Source organism: Metabacillus sp. 22489 (assembly GCF_052044855.1).
In the GTDB taxonomy this organism is placed as follows: Bacteria; Bacillota; Bacilli; order Bacillales; family Bacillaceae; genus Metabacillus; species Metabacillus niabensis.
In genome coordinates, this window is sequence record NZ_JBQENT010000028.1 from 21,132 (window position 1) to 43,498 (window position 22,367).

The following is a 22,367-nucleotide window of genomic DNA, read 5'->3' on the forward strand; positions in this document are numbered from 1 at the left end:
ATAAGCAGTTAAATAGCAAGCAAACTCTAGTTTTTCTTACATTTATTTTAATGAGATTGATTATCAACTATAGTATTTAATGTATCACAAAAAATAAATAGTGAAAAGCACTATTTATTAAATATTTTATTATATAAGTGTATTTACAGAATTTTCACAACCAATATGTATTTCTTTCTCACAAATAACATTGACTGTGAACCTGAGCTATTTCATCTACTCTATTCCTAAATTTCTAGTACTTTACCTTTACATTCTTAAAGTCTTTTAATCATTTCTCTTATCGCTTCAGACTTTTCCAAATTGTTTTCTTCGCAGTAGTTGCAAAATTTATTGTATGTTTCATCATCAAGTCTGACATGGAGCGTATGCTTAAATTTTTCCGAATCCAGCTTTTTAGGACGTCCCCTCATTAGCTTTCTTCCACCTATTCCATCCTTCCAAACCGAGATTACGACATAGCCGTGCTTTTCGAGCCAATAATCACAATCATAATCATTCCATACCTTCATCACATTTTCTTTGAATTCCTTTTTATACGTAGCTAACTCCTCATCCTGAAGCCCTTTCATAACTGCCTTTTCCATCGCTTTATGCTCCATATATTGCAAATATTGCTCATATGATGTAAACGTTAATTCCTTCATTTCCTCTCTCCTGACCAACTTGTTAGGGAAAATTGCATTTCCATTAATCTACAAAAATAGTAAATCTTTTTTTCCAGAAACACAACATAAAAAGGCGGAAAAAACTAAGCTCTACAGCTAAGTAGAGCAATTCGTTTAATCAGCCTTTTCCATCCTATTTATTTCTTTAAAATTTGTTCAATTTTTGCCAATTCTTCTGAGGTAAAGTCAAGATTATTTAATGCTGCAACATTGTCTTCAATTTGACTTACCTTGCTCGCACCAATTAAAGCAGATGTAATTCGACCTTCACGTAGAACCCATGCTAGAGCCATTTGGGCAAGATTTTGTCCTCTTTCAACTGCTAGTTCATTTAATTGTTTCACACGGCGAATGACATCGAACGTTATTCTTTCTTCACTCAAGTACGTATTCTCTTTAGCAGCTCGTGAATCAGAAGGAATACCTGAGAGATATTTATTCGTTAACAGCCCTTGCTCTAATGGACAAAATGCAATAGAGCCTACACCGCTATTTGTTAGCACATCCAATAAACCATCCTCAACCCAACGATTAAACATCGAATAGCTTGGCTGATGAATTAACAACGGTGTCCCAAGATCGTTTAATATTTCTACAGCTTTTGCTGTTTGTTCTGCATCATAGCTTGAAATACCGACATATAACGCTTTACCTTGACGGACGATTTGATCTAATGCCCCCATCGTTTCTTCTAAAGGTGTATGAGGATCTGGACGGTGAGAATAAAAAATATCAACATAATCTAATCCCATCCGTTTTAAGCTTTGGTCAAGGCTTGAAATTAAATACTTTCTTGAGCCCCATTCTCCGTAAGGACCATCCCACATCCGGTATCCTGCCTTTGTTGAAATAACCATCTCATCGCGATATGGTAAAAAATCCGTTTTTAGCATTTTCCCAAACATTTCTTCCGCACTGCCTGGTGGTGGACCGTAGTTATTTGCTAAATCAAAATGTGTAATTCCTAAGTCAAAGGCACGACGAAGCATTGCCCGACCGTTTTCGTATGTATCCACGCCACCAAAGTTATGCCATAAGCCTAATGAAATGGCAGGTAATAATAACCCCGAATTGCCAACTCGATTATATTTCATTTCTCCATATCTCTCACTGCTTGCCATATAGCTCATATGTATCCCCTTTCATTTTTCACGTCCTCCTCATTCTACATTACCTCCCCTTCATTTGCCTAATATCTAGCTCATACTATTAACTAATTTTATATCTTCTTCTACTCATCCATATAATCTGCCGAACTTTCCTGAATAGAGGCCTTTATTAGCATGATCCGTTTTTCATCCATTTCCTCTACAGTAAATAAAATATTTTCAAATTTCACTTCAGGCTTTTCATCCTCACTAGGGATATACCCTAATCTTCCAATAACAAATCCGCTTATTGTATCATAGTCATCTGTAGGAAATTGAATATTTAATCGCTCTTCAACGACATAAAGATTTGTTTTCCCTGGTATGAGGTATGTTTGTTCATCGACTTTCATAATCTCCTCGTCATCTAATTCGCGATCATCATATTCATCAAATATATTCCCTACAATTTCTTCAATCACATCTTCAATTGTGACAACTCCATCTGTTCCTCCATATTCATCGATAGCAATTGCCATATGAATATTATGCATTTGCATCTCTTTAAATAATTCATCAATCGGCTTTGACTCAAGAACAAAATATGGGTCTCTCAGCAATTCCTTGAGATTAAATTGATTATCATCACACGTTTCAATAAATTGAATTAAATCCTTCACATGAAGAATGCCAACTATTCGGTCAATCCCTTCCTCATAGACAGGAAATCTCGTATATTTTTCAACATTCACAAGCCTGACTGTTTCTAGCAAAGAATACTCCAAGGGAATGGCAACGATGTCCGTACGATGAGTCATAATTTCTGAAACGGATTTATTATCTAGCTCAAATATATTATGAATCATCATTTTTTCGTTTTCTTGAATCGTTCCCCTTTCCTTCCCAACGTCGATCATCATCCGTATTTCTTCTTCCGTCACATTTTCATCTTCTGCATCTGGGTCAACTCCAAACAGGCGAACAAGAAAGTTCGTAGACATTGTCAGTAGTTTTACGAACGGTGACGTTACCTTTGATAGAAAAGTTAACGGGGTTACAGCTATATTTGCTATTTCGTCTGCCTTTTGTAAAGCTAATCGCTTTGGAACAAGCTCCCCAACGACTAACGTAAAATAAGACAGGACAAGCGTAATGACAATAACGGATATGGTCCCTAATAATTCTTTTGAAAGAGGTACCCCTATATTAATTAATCCTTGAGCTAAATGCCCAGCAAAGCTTTCAGCCGCAAAGGCACTCGCTAGAAAGCCAGCAAGTGTAATCCCTATTTGAATTGTTGCAAGAAAGCGACTCGGCTCTGATAGTAATTGGAACAGCTTTTTTGCCTTTTTATCTCCACTTTCAGCTGTTTGCTTCACTTTAACATCATTTAAAGAAATTAGCGCGATTTCAGAAGCTGCAAAAAAGGCATTACATAAAATAAGAATCGCTAAGATTATAAGTTCTGTTATCATGATACCGACCTCCGAGCAGGTGTGTGCTCTAATTTCATTAAAATTAATATCGTTATCATTCCCAAATTTCACATTTTCACCTAATAATTTCTCAATTTTTTCGTGAATTTTCTATCATACATAGATTTACGACCCTTTTTTGGTAAATTTTATTTGATATAATGATGTAGATACGTTCGAGCGGAAAAGAAACTTGAGTAAGGAGGAAATATGTTGATTCAAGCAATCATTATTGATGATGAAGAACTTTCTTCTATTTATTTAAAACATATGTTACAGAACTATCCAAATATATGTATAAAGAAAACATACATGAATGAAGAACACATTTTAGCTGACTTACGCAAGGAAAAAGTAGATGTCGTTTTCTTAGACATTGAAATGCCCGGCATAAATGGCATTGACTTGGCAGAAGAAATTCTTTCGCTTCAACCATCAATCCATATCGTATTCGTCACTGCTCATTCTGAATATGCTGTTAAAGCATTTGAACTGAATTCCGTTGATTATTTACTTAAGCCTGTTACTTCAGAAAGGCTCGAAATCACGATAAAAAGGCTGACTGAAGCAATTGCAACTAAAATTGAAGCACAAGAAGCAAAGGAGCCTTTAACCGTCAAATTTTTCAATGAATTTCAAGTGTTACATAAAGGAGAATTAATAAATTTTAGAACTGCCAAAGGGAAGGAATTATTTGCCTACCTTTTTTCACATATGGATACTTATATCAACCGGGATCTTTTAATAGAAAAAATATGGCCTGGTACTGATTATAAAAAGGCAAAAATTAATCTTCATACAAATCTTTCTTTTATTCGAAAAACACTAGAAAGCATAGGATATTCAAAATGCCTAACGTTCTCGAATCAATCCTATTGTCTTTCATTGGATCCTGTAAGCTGTGATGTTTTTGAATTTGATCATGTATACCAAACCTTAAATGTGATTAATCGATCAAACATTCATCATACAGAAAAAATCCTCCAATTATACACTGGTGCTTATATGGAGTTAAATGCATATGAATGGACATATGACAAATCACAGGAGTACCATCGAAAGGTTATGCTGCTGCTTAACAGAGTTATCGAATATTATGAGAATTTAGATGTAAATAAAGCTCTCTACTATTTAGAGGTTCAAAGAAAAATTAACCCGTACTTAGATGAGAACATTCAAAAATCAATTAATCTCTATATAAAGCAAGGCAATAAGCCTGAAGCCATTAAACTATTTAATGAGTATAAAAGAGTCCTTCAGCAGGATTTAGGTATTAAGCCTGACAAATCAATTACTGAAATGTATCATACCCTATCATTTCAAAGCTCCGAGGTATCTAAGTAATTATTCATAAAATTATTCATATAAGCTTTGCGCTAAAATAATCACATTGAAAATGGTGGGAAAATGAAGAGGTACTTGATATGGTTTTTCTTAAGTTTGATCATTTTATTACTTACGAAAGGGCTCATTGATATGTTTTGGTCTGGGCCATTACGGGGTGTTCATAGCTTCTCCATTTATTACGGAGAGCCTGATAAACAAAAATTAACGGAATTACAAGAGCAGGATGCATTAATCTTCGAACCCACAGCTTTTTCCAAGAAAGATATCAACCATTTAAAGGAATCTGACGTCAAATTATTCGGTTACGTCAGTCTGATGCAGCTGGAAAATTGGAATCAGGAGCTAAAAGAACGGCTTTTACCTACTGATTATGTCCGTTTAGATGGAGAGCGAATCTATGTAAATGAGTGGGATACGTATGTGATGGATTTGCGCCAAGCTCATTATCGCGAGGTTTTGCTTTGGAAAATAAAAACCTATATTGCAGATAATCAATTAGACGGCATTTTTTTCGATACAGTCGATGATCTTGCATACTATTTTCATGAGGATGACAAGGTATATCGTGACATGAAAGCTGGCTATGCTGCTTTGCTTAAAGAGATCGAAAAACAATACCCTGAACTTGACATTATTCAAAATCGTGGCTTCGAAACCTATGAATCGACTTCACATCCATATGTCGAAGGGATATTATGGGAGAGCTTTAAAGCAAGTGATATCATGGAAAGTGAATGGGCAAAAAAATGGTTAGCCTATTTAAAAAAGGAGCAGCGAGCTAGAAATGTTCGAGTCCTAACCGTCGTTACCGATGAAGACAGCTTAAAGGCTAGCAAGAAGCATAAATTCCCTGCATTCCTTCGTAAGGATGATACCTATCAATAAAAACGTTAAGTAAAACAAACAACAACCTTGGGGACATTCCCAAGGTTGTTGTTCTTACTGCGCAATTTATACCGCATAATCCCCATTATATTGCACTAAGGAGACATCTTGTACACCATTTAGCTCGCCTAATTTGTCCATAAACGATGTATTGTCAATTTTCAAACCGATTTCGGCTGTTAATTCAATATGCTTCTTACGGACAACTTTAGATTTTAATGTGTAGTTTAATTTTTGTAGCTCCCGCTTCACCTCATCATTCGCTTCCTCTGTATAATGAATGACGAGAAGATAGACAATATCGGTATGCTTTTTCCGTGATAATACGAAGATGACAATCCCGATCACAATAGCTCCGATAAACGTAAGGAGATATAGCCCGGCACCGCTAGATATACCTGCGGCAATTGCCCAAAACATAAAGACAACATCAAGCGGATCCTTAATGGCTGTCCGAAAACGAACGATACTCAGTGCACCAACCATACCGAGTGAAAGCACAACATTTGTACTGATTGTCATAATAACAAGAGCGGTAATCATTGTCATAATAAGGAGAGTCAGATTAAAGCTAGGGCTATACAAAACACCCTTGTACGTAATCTTATAGATAAAGTAAATAAACGCACCTGTCATAAAGGCTGTTAATAGCCCTAGCAAGATATCTATCGCAGATAAGTTCCCAAACATACTCTCATTCAAAAAGCTATTTTTTAAAATGTCATTGAAATTCGTAACTTCATTCCCCATAGTTTTTCCTCTCTTTAACTACCATGATATTCGATTGATTTCATGCGGCATAACACATACTTTGAAATAGCTGATCGGTTATGGGCATCAAGCTGAAGCAGCTTCCGAATATAATCTGGTAAAAATTCATCATATTTCACTTCTAAAATCATTTGTGGATGGACTAACACTTCTTGTGTAGTATGATTCGGATTAAAAATATCAATCGAATCTGTTACAACACTTAATTCCTTGTCAAAGGTAATTCGAACATTACTTATATGACCGATATATGCCTCGCGAACATAATCAACAATAACTCGTGGGCGCATATACTCACTATTAAGATAATGATAAAACTCCTTATAAATCGGCTGTTCCTTTTCTTTCAGAAATTCATAGTCCCAATCAAGAATTTTAAAGTACTCATCCTTTGTAATTTCAGCGGATGTTTTTAAAATATATTCACCTTGTCGACTCTTTTTTTCTAGCTTAATTACTTTATCAGAGTGATTATAAATACGGATTCTAAATTTTTTCCGTCGAAGAATTCCATTGTTTTTATGAAATAAATCATGATCATGGATATTATCAAAATAAAGACTTCTTATTAAATATCCTTGCTGGTTAATTGAATTGTTATCCTGCTTAAGAACAACCCCAATTTTACGACGAAGTGTTAAGTAATCATGTTCATTGATATAGTATTTTAACTCATGACGAAATTTCTTCACTTAACTTTCTCCCTTTTTCACGATAATTTCTTGAACACCCCAATGAACAACCTTTGAATTATCCTTAAAGTAATCAAATGGGATTTGCGTATTTCCCTTTTCGTCTTTAATGAGGACACGCCAATAGTAACGCCCTGGAGATAGAGGGTCCATTTCATAAGTAAAGTTTTTCGCATCTTTTATATCAACAATGGTTGACTGGAATGATGGATCTTTACTTAATTGAAATTGATATGTTAGCAAATCACCTTGTAAATCATGTGAATGCTCCCATGTAAAACGATCCTTATTGTTTTCTCTTTGATAATTCAAGAAAATCGGCATTGGATGCTCTAACGATTCTTTATATAATTTTTCATAACGGGTTGTGACACCTTTAAGCTCTTGATAATGACTGTCAAATGCAGATGCTTCAATGTTTAAATATTTCAGATCAGGGTTTTTCACAACAAATGGTTTAATCGTTGGATAATAGGAATCTATTTTGCTTTTCGTTGACTCTTCGTTAATGATTGAAGAAAGCTCAGTTATTTTTGCCGTTAGCTTTTCCACATTTTCTGGATCACTAAGGTATCGCTTATGAATCACAGTACCCCAATAACGTTGGATCCCCATTTGCCAATCTGGAAAATGATCGGTTCTTTCTGCATCTCGCCCTAAAGCTTTATCAAAATCCCAAGGGATAAAGTACCACTTTTCAGAATTAAGAGGGCTGTACAAATAATAATTTGTCGACATCGTGTCATAGTTACCGAATAAAATATTGACAGCTAACCATGTTAAATAGTTATCCTCATTAAAATATTTAGCAAATACCTCATCAAATGGCTTCGAAAGATCATTTACATCATCAAGCATTTTAAGTAATTCATCATGCTGCTCATTGCCGCTTATTTTTAAAACAGATTCGAATGCCTTTTTATCATATTCCGGATCTGTTGAAAGCTTCAGCTTATCCGGGTATCGATAAAATTCAAAGTTTTCCGCCTTATATAAATGGCCATCAGGGTTAAGACCTCTAGCCGCAAGAGCATCTTCGTTTAGCTGTTCAATATGTGTGTATAGACCATAGTCCTCAAAACTACCCGTTGAATTAGGATTCGTTAAATCCTTTACATGAAGTTGTACAAAATCTGTTCGTAAACTAATTAAATCAGGAATTTCCTTAAAATAATCAAAAGCTAACTTATTTCGGACACGTGTTTTATCATCGGCATGCTTATTCAAATTCAGCACAGACTGTCCGTACCATAAGCCACCATTATCACCTAAGCGAATTTTATATGACTTTTGTGCCTCAAGTCTACTTGATCGTCCCCGCAGTTCAATGGTAGCATTTGGTGCACTTTTGCCTGACTCGATAAACCCACCTTTTTCCGGTCCTTCAGATGTACCTGTTTGAAATAAAATATCCAGCTTTGGGCCATCATCGAGATTGCTATATTCTTTATATGATTCATTTAATTCATAGAAGGTAATATCATTTTCTGGAACTGTTTCTTGATCAAAAATTGTTATATAAACATGCTTTAATTCATTTCCATTATGGTCTTCATAAACACGCTTATCTTCCAAAAGTGTTTCATCGATTTTTTCAACCTTGTCTACTGATGCTGTTTTTTCTTGAACGACCTCTCCTTGTTCAGAAGCAAAGGTTTTTATCATCAATAGCATAATAAAAATGACAATGAAAACTAAAGATGTTTTCAAGTATGGTATTTTCTTCACATACCTCTCTCCTTTTCCTACATGCCGCCGACTCTTTTTAAAAATCTCTCCATTTTTGTTACAGACTCTCGATAAACAATAGGCTGTGAGCAAAATGTTGTATAATCTATTTCATTTAATCGATTCATGAAAATCCGGCAGCCGATAATCAATGCCACCAAGGATGCAACGAACATACCTGCTCCATAATGATGAAAGATCTTCATCGAAATAAACGTCAGCAAAAAGCTTAAAATCGCATATGTGCCAATTAGCCAACATGCCGCCCTTTTTTCATCAAAATAAAGAAGAATTAAGAAAAGAGTAATGACTAAACTTAAGAACCAACTGCCTAGTACGACAATCATAAAAATATCAATTTGTTCCTGTGTCATACCTAAGAAAGGAAGAAAGCGGACACCAATAAATAAAAAGATAAATGTAACTAACAGTTGTACTTGTGACAAAAATAAAATCTCATGCTTCAACACTCGAAACATTTCATGCTTAGCATTTTCTATATCTTCTAAAGGGTAGCCATTTAAGATACGGCCATAGTATTTTTTATACGAGTCATAAAATGTTGTTTCAACAGTTACCATAAACAGGATTAGTGCAGGCATGATACTCAAATAGGCATAGAACACTGGCGTATCATAGGATGGCGCCATGACAAATGTATCTCCCACAATGATTTTTCTTTCTCCAAGCCATACCGCTAAATTATGACCATACAGCCCGAAGTAATAAAATACACCGATTAAAAACAAAGCTGGATGTTTTTCAAGATAGACGAGAAATTGAAAATAACGTTTATTGTTCACTTGGAAATATTTCGCAATATCATGCATTAACAGCATCATAATGCAAAAAAATCCTAGCACAAGACAGAAAAGCATTGCGTTGACATTCGTATAATGAAAAACCTCAGTCATCACCCAAATACTAATTCCAGCAATGATAACTCCAATCAAATAGCTCTTTACAATTTTTTTATAGTCCTTTAATGCAGAAACATACATCGAAAGGATCCAAATGATATTTAGCTCAGTAAAAAAGAGATAAGAAAGGAGCTTAAATAACAATGGTAGAGGGGATGTCCAATAAAATAAGACTGAAGCAATCAACCCTAAAAATACAACAATTCCAATTGTGCCATACATGGAAGAAAGCACATTTTCCTCTTTTTTCATAAATGTTTGATCGGCTACATATCGGGATATGATGAAAACAAATCCACCTGTTAAAAGCTGTGAAAAGACAAATGCATATTGGATAGCAGCCATAAACAAATTCACATCACCCGAAGGTACATGCAAATGCATGAGCCATTCTTTAGAGCAAGTGATAAGGATGATCGAAAGGAGCATTGGCCCAACGGCAGTAATAGTTGAATACCCATAAGCTCGAAGCTTTCCTATAAAAGAGGATTGTTCATATAAAGCTTTAAGTTGAAATCCTATTCCTGCCATGTCGTATTGCTCCACCTTTCATAACATGAATCATACCTACTAATCATTTGTTCGATTGTATACAATTCTCGCACTCTATTTAATCCATTTTTTCCATATTCTTTTCGCTTTTCCTGATTGCTTACGATTTCAATGATTTCCTCTGCCATTAAATGAAAGTGCATCACAGGGACAACAGTACCTGCACGACCAAAAGCGTCATTTGTCCCTAAAATCAACTCTGAACATCCGCCAACATCTGTTGTAACATATGGGATGCCCATCGCAAATCCTTCAAGAATCACAAGAGGCTGTCCTTCACTAATACTGGATAAAACAAGGATATCGAGGAATTTTAAATAGTCACTTACATTTGCTTCACCAGTAAAAATAACGTTTTTCAGCTCTAAGCGTTCAGCTAAATCGAGACACTCATGATAGTATTCTAGATCTTCATCAGTTGGTCCAATAATATAAAAGGTTGCGTTTGGCAGCTCTTGTTGAACGATAGAAAAGCTTTGCAGCATTGTTTTAATATCCTTAATCGGAACAACACGGATAACGGCACCGATATGAATTCCATCCTTTTTCTCGCGATTCTTCACATTGTAGCGAGCTACATCAATACCGTTTGGAATCACCCTTGTTTTTTCCCGGGGACAGCCAAGCTCTATTTGGATTTCCCGATTTTTTTCAAACAATGATGTTACCTCATTTGCATATTCATAGGCACAGTTTGATAAATTATAAAAATAATTGATCCAAATATCCTTAAAATACCCTTTAATCCATTCCGCTTTAATGATTTCCTCTTCTCTTTCACGGGTATAGATCCCATGCTCCGTTAATAGAAACGGCTTGTGATATTGATGCTTTGCTAACGCCCCTAACACACCTGCGTAGCCAGTCGAAACACTGTGATATAAATCTGCCTCAGGTATTTTTTGTTGAATGCAAATAAATAATGGCAGAACCATTGAGCGAAGTGCCCAAAACATATCTGTGAAAGGGACATGAATAAATTCCTTTTTGCATAGGTCATAGACAATGTCAAAAAAGTCCTTACTAGCTAGAAAATTTAAAATTGAATCGATCCGATCGCTTACAAGCAAATTAAACAAAACAGGCCAATTGATTTCCTTCCCTCCGATTAAAGAACGGAATGCCTCCTTTTCTTCGTCTAAAATGTCATAACGTTTGCCGGATTCAATAGTTTCTTCAAGAAATGAATCAAGATAAATATCATAAATTTTAACTAAGTTTTTCGGAGCTTCATACCGAGATACCATCTCTTGCTCCTTTTTTGCCGAAATTGATACGATAATAAATTCATGTTGCGGCATATTTGTCATCATTGATTGTATCCAACTCGAAACCCCTCCTGTTACATAAGGATAGGATCCTTCGGTTAGTAAACAAATCTTCATTTTATTCACCCAATCTTATATGAAAAGTTAAGTGATTCGTTTCAACCAAATATAGATTAGGTCCAATGGTTGTTACGACACAATTCTCTGTTGATTCTACTTTTCTATTAGATGAAAAGTAGAAGTAAGCAGGCTCCTGAATTTGATTTAAGTGGAATGTGATTCCATTCTTTGTATGTTCCTCATAGACAACTGTATTCACGTGGTTTTCGACGCCCTTTGCTACGTTAGAAATTGTTTGATTTCGTAACCACGGAAAATTATTTTTTAATTCTTTTTGCTGTGTTTCAAATTGTAATAGCGAGCGATCTATATCCTCATCCTCTAGAAGAAGGGATTGTAGATGTAAGGATTCAGAGATAAAACCAGACATTAGCAACCCATTAAAGGCCTCCCATTTTAACGACGGATCATCAACAAAGCCATTTAGCTGCTTTGGTAGAACAGCAACACCATCGTTCATAGATGGCTGCTCCACATTTGCTAAAACAGCCTTTAACTCAGGAAACACTTCATGTATTAATGATAAATGTATTAATGGTTCATTTTGGTCAACTGGTATATACGTGCTTACATGATAGCCAGGGAGTGCTCCTTCGAGTTGTTCTGCTGTTATCTCCATTTGCTCTCTTGTATCAGACTTACTCACTTCAGTTAACGGAGCATTATGATATCCTTGAACACCTATTTCTCCGCCCATTCGCAGTAGTTCTCTTCCATAGAGAACGGTATTTTCTTGCATTTTTGCTAATTCATCTCGTCCAGGTTTTTTCGTTAACATATCAAATGCCGAAACATAAGATGCTGTATAGTTTAGATCATATTTAGCCTCTACCCGTTGTAAATCCGCCCATATGATATTTCGCAGCATTTCCTCATTTGTCATCCCTTCATGTTGACCATTTGGAACTGGAAACGGGAACCCTTCCAAAGCGGTTACTTTGGCATTAATAACAGGATAAATAAACTCAGGAACCATTAGCTGAATTCCCTTTATAAAAAGACCGCCTTGGGATGGATCAGTAAACATCGTTCCATTAAAGAAAACAAACATGCCCTCTCCATATTTTGTTGACCATAAAAGCGGTAAATCATCTGTTGATTTCGCATAAACAGTTGCTTGTTTCCCAACTCTAAGTGCTAATGATGAATTACGGATATCCTCTGATTCGAACGACATGGAATTTGCCCGACCTATCATTGGTTCTGTCAATTCGATCCCTGTCGTCTCAATAAAGCCACCAACTTCGACAATACCTATCTGCTGATATAAAGCCGATAGAGCAGTGCCTGGAGATGGCCTAATGGCAAAGAACAGATTACCTCCAGATTTTACATAGTCTAATAAAGCTTGAATGTCTTTTAGCTCATCGATCTTCTCCGTTGCAATAATAATTCCATCTGTATGATCGGTTATGATTGAGCCTTCACCAATTTGCTGCTGTGTCACATTCTTACCGATCTTTTCTAAGTTATTTTTTAACGTTTTCGCAAGCTCAGGCTGATCATCACCTTCAAGAAGTAAAAAGGACGAGCGCTTATAACCACTCAAATCCTCCTTATTCTCGATAGGTGCGCTCAGCTTCTTCTCCTCTTTCATATACCCATGGCTTAATATCAAATCAGACCGGATAATGATGAAGAGAAAGCCAATTATTGCTACTAATGCGATCATCATGTACAGACTTTTTTCAATTTTAAAGCTATTGTTCATTTCCATCACCTTGTATCCAGAATCTTAATTGATTCAACTTATCCGGTGAAAGCCTAATTTCGGATCCTCGTAGTCTATCAACAATTTCGTTAAATCCCTCTCTATTTTTCATGACATAGTGAATATTCATAGCTGCAAAATAAGCTTCCTCTTGGTCTGGGAATACGGCCAAAAATTGATTCGCTGCTTCTAATGCCTCTCGATATTCATGAAGGGAAATGGCTACGTCTATTTTCTCCATATAATTTAGCTTACTACTATCCGGTGCGAGTTTAATTAATTTACTTAAGGTTGCAAGATACGTATACATGTATCTTTTACGCGTTTGTTTATCTAAAAATTCAATCCGAATGTACTGCTTTAAGATATCTCGATAATCCTCTAGCAATCTACTATCTGTCTCGGCATTGTCGATTTCCTCTTCTAATTTTCTCATCGTTTTCATTAAATCACTTTTCGCCTGCTGCACTGCTGTTGCGGCATAATGAGACGTTTCAGAATCATCGCTTTTCAGCGCAAGCTCAAGGGCGTCAATATTTGTTGAAAATTCCCCTTTTAATAAGTCAATTAACATTCTCCGCTTTGTTTTATTATCATTTAAAACAAGCGCATCATTAAATGGAATAATGTTCGTTTCCACTTCAATATTCGGAGACTTAAACACAAGGTCGTCATATTGCTCACGGCTCAAAAGCCAATCAGGAAGAAGATTTTTTGAATACTTCTTTTTTGACATAGCGTAAATGAATAATAGACTAATAAAAGGGCATGAAAGGAGAATAAATGCTTGAATAAGGAAATTTTCTCTTTTAAAAATAACGAGCAAACAAATATAGATAATTGATAGCAAATAATAAATAAGTAAAGCGTTAGTTAACATGGAGGATTTGTTCCTCCTTATCATGGACGATCACTTTTATTCCTTGTAATTTAAATCTCTCAATAACGAATTTCGCATCCTGTACATCTGTATTTGAAAGTAAAATAAACAATTTATCTTGCTCACTAAATCCTAAATGATCATTGATGCGAAGCAGTGCGCTTATCTTTTGGAGATTTTCTGCTGAATAATCGATCGTTTGAACCTCTAGCATAACGAATGGTATTCCAAGCTCATCCATCGTTTCATACTTATTTTCAAGAATTCTTTGGAAATAAACAGGCTTAAGCGCATTTGTCCCTTCCATATAACGTTCATGATTAATCTCGTGAATATATTCATTTGCCCGCGCTAATGATGAAGTAATAAGACGACTAACGACCTCAACTAAATTTTGATAGGAGAGATTTAATCGTTGAAACTCTACTTCATAACAAATGATTACAGCAATCGTTTGTTCGTTTTGAACAATCGGTGAAACAAATAAAGGCGCATCGATTTCAAGGCTTCGATTATAATAAATTTCTTGATGAAGAATAGCCTTATCAATCAAGTCATTTTTTTCTCTTTTTAATGAAGCACTCGGTTGAAAGGACGGATCAGAAGATTTTACCGCTAACCTCATATAACCATTTGAATTGACGAAATAAATCGCAAATCGCTTCGATTTAAGTGTTTTCTCTAATACGTGAATAGCCCCATTAAACAATGCCTCAGGCTCTAATTTATCAAGCTCCTTAATCGCTTGAAATATCGTCCCGATACTGTCTTCGGTTCTTAAAATTTGTTCCTTTAGCTCTTCCTTTACTTGAAGAGTATCCTTATGGATCGTCGATAAAAATTCATACTTATTTTGTGTTGAAGCTAATTCATCTTTTGTAAATTCGAATTCAATTCTTCCTCTTTCAAGCTTGTAGCTAACAATTAAGCCAACTAATAAGTAAATCGTAAATGTTGCAAGAAGAGAATTATCAACAAAAATGGAAGTCCAAATTTTACCTTGAGAAGCCATCAAATAAACGTGGACCGCGATAGCAAAAATGACGGAAAAAATGATTTGTGTTTTTTCAAAAAGAATTGCGGAAAGCAAAATATAAATTAACCATAAATCAACCGTATCGACATAAGGTGTAATAAAGTAGGAAGCAACACAAAAGATTGCAAACAAAATGAGATTTTCTATAAATGATAGGAAAGGAATCTTTTGATTCGCTTTCTTTTTCTCTTTCCCTTTAGTAGCTTCGATAGATTGAGCAGGCTGAGCTTGATAAAAATCAATTACTTTTGTGAGCCCCTCTGCAAGATAATACTTCGGAACCCAATCGAGGTCTTTTTTTAGTTTGGAATTATCAAGCGTTGATCTTCTAATATCACCTGGACGAGCATCAATATGTTCAATCCCCTTAATCTCACTATGTTGACTAAATTCTTCAATTAATTGATTGATCGTAACCTCTAATCCAGTAGACAAATTATATACACCAGATAATTCACTGATTACCCCTCGATAAATCGCCTCTGCAACATCTCCTACGTAAATAAAATCTCTTGTTTGTTCCCCATCTCCATGAACGGTAATTGGTTGTCCTGCAAGGATTTGCTTCGTAAAATACGTAATCACACTGCTTTCTTCACTAACATGCTGCCTTGGGCCATATACGTTAGAAAAACGGAAAATAAGTGTGGAAACACCGTAAAGCTCGTCCCATTTATTACAGTAAAGCTCCCCTGTCCACTTGTTTATACCGTATGGAGAAATCGGATCTCCTTCTAGGTCCTCTGTTAATGGTAACGATTGATTATCTCCATAAATAGCGGCTGAAGAGCAGAACACAAATTTTTTCACATTGTACTGTTTCGACAAGTGTAAAATATTCACAAGCCCCATAATGTTTGACGAAGTATCCTTTATCGGTTCTTCAATCGATCTCTTCACATAAGTTTGTGCAGCACAATGGATAACGACATCAATATTATGTGATTTAAAAAATGCCTCACAACGCTCATCTTCAATATTAGCGATTAAAAATTTATGCTTAAATTTAACGTTCTCTTTTTTTCCAGTTGAGAGATTATCAATAATATAAATAGAGTGATTCTCTTTATAAAATCTCTCGGCAATAAAGGATCCGATAAATCCATATCCACCAGTAATTAAAATATTCACATTGATCTCCCCGGTTACATTTTTATTAGAAAAGGCGATGTTAAAGATAATTGCTGATTGTTGATTTGAGCAGGTACATAAGACTCCTGCATAGAGAAGCGTAGCAAAGGGAGACCCAACAGGGCACATCTTAAGAAAATGCTCCTGGGACCGCCCGCGGAAAGCGAATGCCTCATGCTGAAATCGACAACAACATTTAACAAGAGCCATTCAAAAAGTACTACTATCTGTATATCTTTAAAATCAGTATATATTACTTTATTACTAATACAATAAGAATTATTTTCTAATCTTTTTTCATCACTCTCATTCGAAATGTGTACACAATAAACAAATTGGTATTTTTAGACTAAAGCTCATTATATGTACTCCCTCTTACAAAACTCTTACAGATAAATTTTCATACCTAAGATTCATCGTTTAACGTGTTTACGTCCATAATTTCGGTGAAATATGTCATATTTTGCTCTATCGTACCCTTAAATCACGCCTTTACGTAGTCATTTCATCCTTATCTCAAATTTACTTACATATGAAGCGATGAAAAGTTAAACCTTTATCATCATTTTTTGAAACAGCTTACATTTCGTATGACTTCTGTTCCCCTTCTAAGGAGATCCTTCTCTAAAGATAACGAAAAATAAAAACCCCTACTCATATAAGTAAGGGCTCTTTTGCTATGCATATAATTGATTGTCTTCTTTACGGAAGAAGCTTTTCATCGCCTGGAAAACATCTGCCTTTTGCTTGAGGATATAATAGCGGAATTTCTCATCATTGATATTTTTATATGCGGACATTAATGTTGAGTGACGATTATACTGATTTACTTCACCATAGCCGAAAATATTAGAAACCTTCATTAATTCGCCTACAAGTTTGACACATCTTGCATTATCTGACGTTAAATTATCACCATCTGAAAAATGAAAAGGATAAATATTATAGCGTGATGGGTTATATTTTTCTTCGATAATCTCAAGTGCTTTACGGTATGCGGATGAACAGATCGTTCCACCGCTTTCCCCTTTTGAGAAGAAGTCTTCTTCTGAGACGACCTTTGCCTCTGTATGATGGGCGATAAATTCAATGTCAACCTTCTCATATTTTGTTCGTAAAAATCTTGTCATCCAGAAGAAAAAGCTTCTTGCCATATATTTTTCCCAAAGTCCCATTGACCCACTTGTATCCATCATCGCGATGACGACTGCCTTCGATTCTGGCTTGACAACTTCATTCCAGGTTTTGTATTTCAAGTCTTCCGGAAATATTGGATGGAAGTTAGATTTTCCTGCCATTGCATTCCGTTTATAGGCTGCTAGCATCGTCCGTTTTTTATCGATATTTCCCATTAAACCTGTTCTTCGAATATCGTTGAATTCAATATCCTCTACAACAATATTGTCCCGTTCCTTTTGCTTTAAATTTGGCAGCTCCAGCTCTTTAAATAAAGCTGCCTCAAGCTCGATGATCGATACTTCTGCTTCATAGTAATCTTCACCTGCTTGATCTCCTGCCCCTTGACCTTTGCCTGGGCCTTTTGCATCTGCCTGAGAACCATCACGGGCAACGACATCTCCTACCTGACTCTCTCCATCTCCTTGGCCTACATGCTTATTTTTGTCATAGTTATAGCGGATTTTGTATTCGTCAAGAGAACGAATTGGGATTTTCACAACATCCTTCCCATTTGACATGATGATGCTTTCTTCAGTGATTAAATCTGGAAGGTTGTTCCGAATCGCTTCCTGTACTTTTTCTTGATGGCGTGTTTGATCATCGTGGCCTTTACGATGGAGGGTCCAATCTTCTTGTGAAATAACAAAATTTTGGTCCTGACCTGACATCTTAATTCCCCCTCCAAAAATTAAATTTTTTTAAAAAAAGAGTCACATTTTTCACTTAACATGCATACACTAACGTGGATGAATAAATTTATTTCCCTATTGCCAGTTTGTTTTTTCATTGGATTACTCTATCCTATGCGCAAGATTTGATTTATTGACAAATAATTTCGAAAACGAACAGAGTTTCATTTAAAATGAGACAAGTCCCCAGTTACATATCGGACAAGCATTATCGTTTAGAATGGGATAAAAAAAGACTGACAGGATGCTTCTATTCGTCAGTCTTTTCTCATTATTTTTTATCTATTTAATAAGCTTCCTACATAACGGAGCAATTCGTTTGCCGATGTTGAGTTGTAGCCATGCTCATCAATAAGACGTGCGACAACCTCATTTATTTTCTTAAGCTGCTGCTCATCAGGTGTTTTCGACGATGTCGTAATCTTCACAACATCCTTCAAATCTGCAAAAAGCTTCTTTTGAATCGCTTCACGTAACCGTTCGTGTGAATTGTAATCAAAGCGTTTCCCTTTGCGAGCATATGCTGAAATTCTAATTAAAATTTCTTCACGGAACGCCTTTTTCGCATTTTCGGAAATGCCAATTTGTTCTTCAATCGAACGCATGAGCTTTTCGTCTGGATTCATTTCCTCACCAGTTAACGGGTCGCGCAGTTTATTTTTATTACAATATGCCTCAACATTATCTAAATAATTATCCATTAATGTTTTCGCAGACTCTTCATATGAGTAAACAAACGCCTTTTGTACTTCTTTCTTCGCCATATCGTCATAGAGCTTACGAGCTACAGAAATGAAGTTTAAATATTTTTCTCTATCCTCATTTGAAATCGACGCATGCTGGTCAAGACCTTCCTTAAGCGCACGTAATACATCTAATGCATTAATTGATGGAACATCCTTGCGAATAATCGTTGAAGATATTCGATTGATCACATAACGCGGGTCAATCCCTGACATTCCCTCATCATTGTATTCCTTTTGCAGCTCTGCAAGGTCAACTGAATTAAAGCCTTCCACACTTTCGCCATCATACAATCTCATTTTCTTCACTAAGTCAATGTCACCGCGCTTTGGTTCCTTTAAACGCGTGAGAATTGTAAACATCGCCGCTACCTTTAATGTATGTGGTGCAATATGAACATCTGAAACATCACTTTCTTGAATCATTTTTTCATAAATTCTTTCCTCTTCACTCACCTTTAAGTTGTAAGGAACAGGCATAACGATAATCCGCGAATGGAGCGCTTCGTTCTTTTTGTTTGAAATAAACGAACGATACTCTGTTTCATTTGTATGTGCAACAATTAATTCATCCGCAGAAATTAAGGCAAAGCGGCCTGCCTTGAAATTTCCTTCCTGTGTTAAGGAAAGCAAATGCCAGAGAAATTTTTCATCACATTTCAGCATTTCCTGGAACTCCATCATCCCACGGTTTGCTTTGTTCAACTCACCATCAAAGCGGTATGCACGCGGGTCTGACTCTGAACCATATTCAGCAATCGTTGAAAAGTCAATGCTTCCCGTTAAATCGGCAATATCCTGTGATTTCGGATCCGATGGACTAAACGTTCCAATCCCTGTCCGCTTATCCTCAGATAAAAATACCCTTTCTACCCTTACATCCTCAATACGTCCACCATATTCTTCCTCTAATCTCATCACATTTAGCGGTGATAAATTCCCTTCGATTCGAATGCCATATTCCTGATAAAAATCATCACGAAGATGATGCGGAATTAAATGTAAAGGATCCTCATGCATCGGGCAGCCCTTTATTGCATAAACTGCACCGCGATCTGTTAAAGAGTAAGCCTCTAATCCACGTTTAAGCATAGTGACAAGTGTCGATTTCCCACCACTTACTGGTCCCATTAAAAGCAAAATCCGCTTTCGGACATCTAAACGCTTTGCGGCAGGATGGAAATACTCTTCGACAAGGCGTTCCAGCGCATCCTCTAATCCATATAGCTGGTGGTCAAAAAACTTATATCTCCGTTTTCCATCTACCTCTTCAATACCTGCATCTTTAATCATATTGTATACTCGCGAATGAGCCGATTGAGCAACCCACGGTTTTTCCTTGACAATATCCAAATACTCTACGAAGGTTCCTTCCCATTTTAAACGCTGCTCATCTTCTCTATACTTTTCAATTTTTTTTAAGATATCCATAAGGACCTCCTTCATCATTGGTCGTAGATGTAAAAACCTTGTGCGGATTAATACACTTTATGCGAGGATGTCCTTTAACATTCTAAAAAGCTTTTGATTAATTCTGATAAATTTTATTGTAAAAATCTTCTTTTACATTCACATCAAGTGCTGATTACGTTATAATTAGGAAAGACTTAGGGGTTACCTGCAGGTGTTCAAATTTTCGTGAAATGAGAATTTGCTCACTAGGAAAAAGGATAAAACACGCGATACATGGGGAACCTAATAGGAAAAGATGTAATCGTTATCTTTTCGTTTTAGTACATGTTGATTTAATGGAAGATTCAAAGTATGCTTTATTACATACCCTGTGGATTTGCTCTAATTTCGTAAAGAATTTTGGGAGGGACAAACACGATGGGATTTTTATTAATACTTGGTGTTAGCTTAGCATTTCTAACAGCTATCTTTACTGCTGGATATGATAGCAAGCCAGGCGTAAAAAAATAAGGGTACACGAAAAATGACTGATTCTTTATCGAATCAGTCATTTTCTCGTCCTAGCAAGGATTTACCTAGCCTAAGCTCGGATAATTTTGTTGTCTTAATACTTCATAAATAAGAATGGCTGCAGTATTTGCTAAATTTAATGAACGTACATCATCTGTCATTGGAATTCGTAGGCAGCGGTCCATGTTTGCCTTAATGACATCCTTTGGTAAGCCTGTTGTTTCACGGCCAAAAATAAAGAAATAATCCTTTTCAACGTCACTGTAATCAAATGCCGTATGTGGCTGCTCACCGAATTTCGTTAAATAAAAGAATTCACCATCTTGGTATTTTCCATAAAGCTCATCTAATGAATCATGAAAAGCAACATTCACAAATTCCCAATAATCAAGTCCCGCACGTTTTAACATTTTATCATCTGTCGAAAATCCAAGTGGACGAATTAAATGTAGCGTTGTATTCGTAGCCGCACATGAACGGGCAATATTTCCTGTATTTGCAGGAATCTCTGGTTGATATAATACGACGTGTAATGCCATTGTTTCCACCCCAACTATTTACTAAAGAAGGATAGCCTTTAGACATTCGAGCCCCTCTTTACCCTTCAAAAGGACATTATACCACTTTTTACTTTGAACTCGTATCATCGATAATTCGAAAAAATGTATATTTAATGTTAGGTGTATAGGCTGTAGAATCCTCATATGACCAATAGCGCATCCGACTATTATAAGTTTGCGCATTCACTAGCGGCATATTCTTTTTATCCTTTGCCACAACAAATGTCGTATGATCAAATCTGCCATCACCTTGAAAATCATAGCAAATGACATCCCCTGGCATTAATTGTTCAGGCTCACCTACGATTTTAGCTCTTAAGCCAGCTTTGGAATTCGCTAAAAAGATCCGCATTGAATTGGCTACAGACCAACTATAGCTCCAATTATTGTTTTGCATCCACCAACCGCTGGAGCGATTTGGGTAGCCCCTCATTTTTGCACCACCTGCATGCAAGCATTGCGAAATAAAGTTCGTACAATTGACCTCAAAATTTTTATAAGCTGGATTTGTACTATTCCACCACAGCTCTGCATACTGGACAGCTGCAAGTCGATCATAAGTAAACTGCTCTCTTGTTAGCTGCTCTACATTGCTTACATGATGATCAACCGCCGGCTCGTGCTTTTCGATAAGCATATCCTCAACAAGCTCATCCTGAAAAATTCTTGCACTTCGCTCTTCAAATCGTTCCTCTAAATACATCGAGTCATCTTGTTTTGTTAACCATTTATGATGGCATGTATACTCGACATCATTTATTTTTTGCGACCGTTCCGCAACATTTGTTATTTTGATTTCCGTTATCCCTTTAATGATCTCAATTCCACGCTGTTCACATAAGCGTACTCTCCGTTCCAACGCTTGAAACTCTCGGTCGTCATCGCGATATTGCGTGAATGGCTTTTTATTTATAAGCATGTCGAGCTTCTTTTTATTGAAGTCTAATAGCAGTTGCTTCATTTCTCCTCACCACCACCTGTATTATATTAAAAGGTATGGT

The 22,367-nt window shown here is 36.1% G+C and carries 17 protein-coding genes; 2 read left to right on the forward strand and 15 right to left on the reverse strand.

All coding sequences use genetic code 11. The features are described 5' to 3' along the window. Positions 1–257: 257 nt before the first annotated feature. From ACTJJ9_RS16120 to ACTJJ9_RS16130, 3 genes are all read right to left on the reverse strand, one after another. Positions 258–647: a ribbon-helix-helix protein, CopG family gene (locus ACTJJ9_RS16120; protein WP_440768733.1), complete on the reverse strand. Its 390-nt coding sequence runs from the start codon at positions 645–647 to the stop codon at positions 258–260. Between the two features lie 158 nt (positions 648–805). Then, positions 806–1,798, reverse strand: coding sequence for an L-glyceraldehyde 3-phosphate reductase (gene mgrA, locus ACTJJ9_RS16125; RefSeq protein ID WP_412962382.1), 993 nt, complete (start codon positions 1,796–1,798; stop codon positions 806–808). A gap of 101 nt (positions 1,799–1,899) precedes the next feature. Beyond that, positions 1,900–3,231, reverse strand: a complete 1,332-nt coding sequence (locus ACTJJ9_RS16130; protein WP_095302969.1) for a hemolysin family protein — start codon at positions 3,229–3,231, stop codon at positions 1,900–1,902. Positions 3,232–3,444: 213 nt separating this feature from the next. On the opposite strand from ACTJJ9_RS16130, the gene ACTJJ9_RS16135 reads away from it, so the two are divergent. Both ACTJJ9_RS16135 and ACTJJ9_RS16140 read left to right on the forward strand, forming a co-directional pair. Then, positions 3,445–4,575 (forward strand): response regulator, encoded by a 1,131-nt coding sequence (locus tag ACTJJ9_RS16135; protein ID WP_440768734.1) that lies wholly within the window; start codon positions 3,445–3,447, stop codon positions 4,573–4,575. 63 nt (positions 4,576–4,638) lie between these two features. Then, positions 4,639–5,463 carry an endo alpha-1,4 polygalactosaminidase gene (locus ACTJJ9_RS16140; protein WP_440768735.1) on the forward strand — a complete coding sequence of 275 codons (825 nt, stop codon included), beginning with the start codon at positions 4,639–4,641 and terminating at the stop codon, positions 5,461–5,463. Between the two features lie 66 nt (positions 5,464–5,529). On the opposite strand, the gene ACTJJ9_RS16145 is transcribed toward ACTJJ9_RS16140, so the two are convergent. From ACTJJ9_RS16145 to ACTJJ9_RS16200, 12 genes are all read right to left on the reverse strand, one after another. Beyond that, positions 5,530–6,213: a DUF4956 domain-containing protein gene (locus ACTJJ9_RS16145; RefSeq protein WP_095302972.1), complete on the reverse strand. Its 684-nt coding sequence runs from the start codon at positions 6,211–6,213 to the stop codon at positions 5,530–5,532. A 14-nt stretch (positions 6,214–6,227) separates the two neighbouring features. Further along, positions 6,228–6,926, reverse strand: a complete 699-nt coding sequence (locus ACTJJ9_RS16150; protein ID WP_440768736.1) for a polyphosphate polymerase domain-containing protein — start codon at positions 6,924–6,926, stop codon at positions 6,228–6,230. Then, positions 6,927–8,654 (reverse strand): CotH kinase family protein, encoded by a 1,728-nt coding sequence (locus ACTJJ9_RS16155; RefSeq protein ID WP_440768737.1) that lies wholly within the window; start codon positions 8,652–8,654, stop codon positions 6,927–6,929. A 17-nt stretch (positions 8,655–8,671) separates the two neighbouring features. Further along, complete coding sequence (gene pelG, locus ACTJJ9_RS16160) at positions 8,672–10,105, reverse strand: exopolysaccharide Pel transporter PelG (RefSeq protein ID WP_440768738.1); 1,434 nt, start codon at positions 10,103–10,105, stop codon at positions 8,672–8,674. After that, positions 10,093–11,511 carry a GT4 family glycosyltransferase PelF gene (gene pelF / locus ACTJJ9_RS16165; protein ID WP_440768739.1) on the reverse strand — a complete coding sequence of 473 codons (1,419 nt, stop codon included), beginning with the start codon at positions 11,509–11,511 and terminating at the stop codon, positions 10,093–10,095. Before pelF ends, pelG begins: the two co-directional genes overlap by 13 nt. A 1-nt stretch (position 11,512) precedes the next feature. Further along, positions 11,513–13,225 carry a DUF2194 domain-containing protein gene (locus tag ACTJJ9_RS16170; protein WP_440768740.1) on the reverse strand — a complete coding sequence of 571 codons (1,713 nt, stop codon included), beginning with the start codon at positions 13,223–13,225 and terminating at the stop codon, positions 11,513–11,515. Beyond that, positions 13,215–14,105, reverse strand: coding sequence for a hypothetical protein (locus tag ACTJJ9_RS16175; protein WP_440768741.1), 891 nt, complete (start codon positions 14,103–14,105; stop codon positions 13,215–13,217). The genes ACTJJ9_RS16170 and ACTJJ9_RS16175 overlap by 11 nt, the downstream gene beginning before the upstream one ends. Next, complete coding sequence (locus tag ACTJJ9_RS16180; RefSeq protein WP_440768742.1) at positions 14,095–16,272, reverse strand: NAD-dependent epimerase/dehydratase family protein; 2,178 nt, start codon at positions 16,270–16,272, stop codon at positions 14,095–14,097. The genes ACTJJ9_RS16175 and ACTJJ9_RS16180 overlap by 11 nt, the downstream gene beginning before the upstream one ends. A gap of 677 nt (positions 16,273–16,949) precedes the next feature. Continuing rightward, positions 16,950–18,119, reverse strand: coding sequence for a sporulation protein YhbH (gene yhbH / locus ACTJJ9_RS16185; protein ID WP_440768743.1), 1,170 nt, complete (start codon positions 18,117–18,119; stop codon positions 16,950–16,952). 299 nt (positions 18,120–18,418) lie between these two features. Next, positions 18,419–20,314 carry a PrkA family serine protein kinase gene (locus ACTJJ9_RS16190; RefSeq protein ID WP_095301407.1) on the reverse strand — a complete coding sequence of 632 codons (1,896 nt, stop codon included), beginning with the start codon at positions 20,312–20,314 and terminating at the stop codon, positions 18,419–18,421. A 557-nt stretch (positions 20,315–20,871) separates the two neighbouring features. After that, a complete protein-coding gene (gene trmL / locus ACTJJ9_RS16195) occupies positions 20,872–21,354 on the reverse strand; it encodes a tRNA (uridine(34)/cytosine(34)/5-carboxymethylaminomethyluridine(34)-2'-O)-methyltransferase TrmL (protein ID WP_440768744.1) in 483 nt (160 codons plus the stop codon). 79 nt (positions 21,355–21,433) lie between these two features. Beyond that, complete coding sequence (locus tag ACTJJ9_RS16200) at positions 21,434–22,327, reverse strand: amidase domain-containing protein (protein ID WP_440768745.1); 894 nt, start codon at positions 22,325–22,327, stop codon at positions 21,434–21,436. Positions 22,328–22,367 lie beyond the last annotated feature (40 nt).

Coding starts and splice junctions, on each gene's coding strand:
- ACTJJ9_RS16190 (WP_095301407.1), bottom strand. CDS start 20,314: ATGGATATCTTAAAAAAAATTGAAAAGTATAGAGAAGATGAGCAGCGT.
- ACTJJ9_RS16200 (WP_440768745.1), bottom strand. CDS start 22,327: ATGAAGCAACTGCTATTAGACTTCAATAAAAAGAAGCTCGACATGCTT.
- ACTJJ9_RS16170 (WP_440768740.1), bottom strand. CDS start 13,225: ATGAACAATAGCTTTAAAATTGAAAAAAGTCTGTACATGATGATCGCA.
- pelG (WP_440768738.1), bottom strand. CDS start 10,105: ATGGCAGGAATAGGATTTCAACTTAAAGCTTTATATGAACAATCCTCT.
- mgrA (WP_412962382.1), bottom strand. CDS start 1,798: ATGAGCTATATGGCAAGCAGTGAGAGATATGGAGAAATGAAATATAAT.
- pelF (WP_440768739.1), bottom strand. CDS start 11,511: ATGAAGATTTGTTTACTAACCGAAGGATCCTATCCTTATGTAACAGGA.
- ACTJJ9_RS16145 (WP_095302972.1), bottom strand. CDS start 6,213: ATGGGGAATGAAGTTACGAATTTCAATGACATTTTAAAAAATAGCTTT.
- yhbH (WP_440768743.1), bottom strand. CDS start 18,119: ATGTCAGGTCAGGACCAAAATTTTGTTATTTCACAAGAAGATTGGACC.
- ACTJJ9_RS16120 (WP_440768733.1), bottom strand. CDS start 647: ATGAAGGAATTAACGTTTACATCATATGAGCAATATTTGCAATATATG.
- ACTJJ9_RS16140 (WP_440768735.1), top strand. CDS start 4,639: ATGAAGAGGTACTTGATATGGTTTTTCTTAAGTTTGATCATTTTATTA.
- ACTJJ9_RS16130 (WP_095302969.1), bottom strand. CDS start 3,231: ATGATAACAGAACTTATAATCTTAGCGATTCTTATTTTATGTAATGCC.
- ACTJJ9_RS16175 (WP_440768741.1), bottom strand. CDS start 14,105: ATGTTAACTAACGCTTTACTTATTTATTATTTGCTATCAATTATCTAT.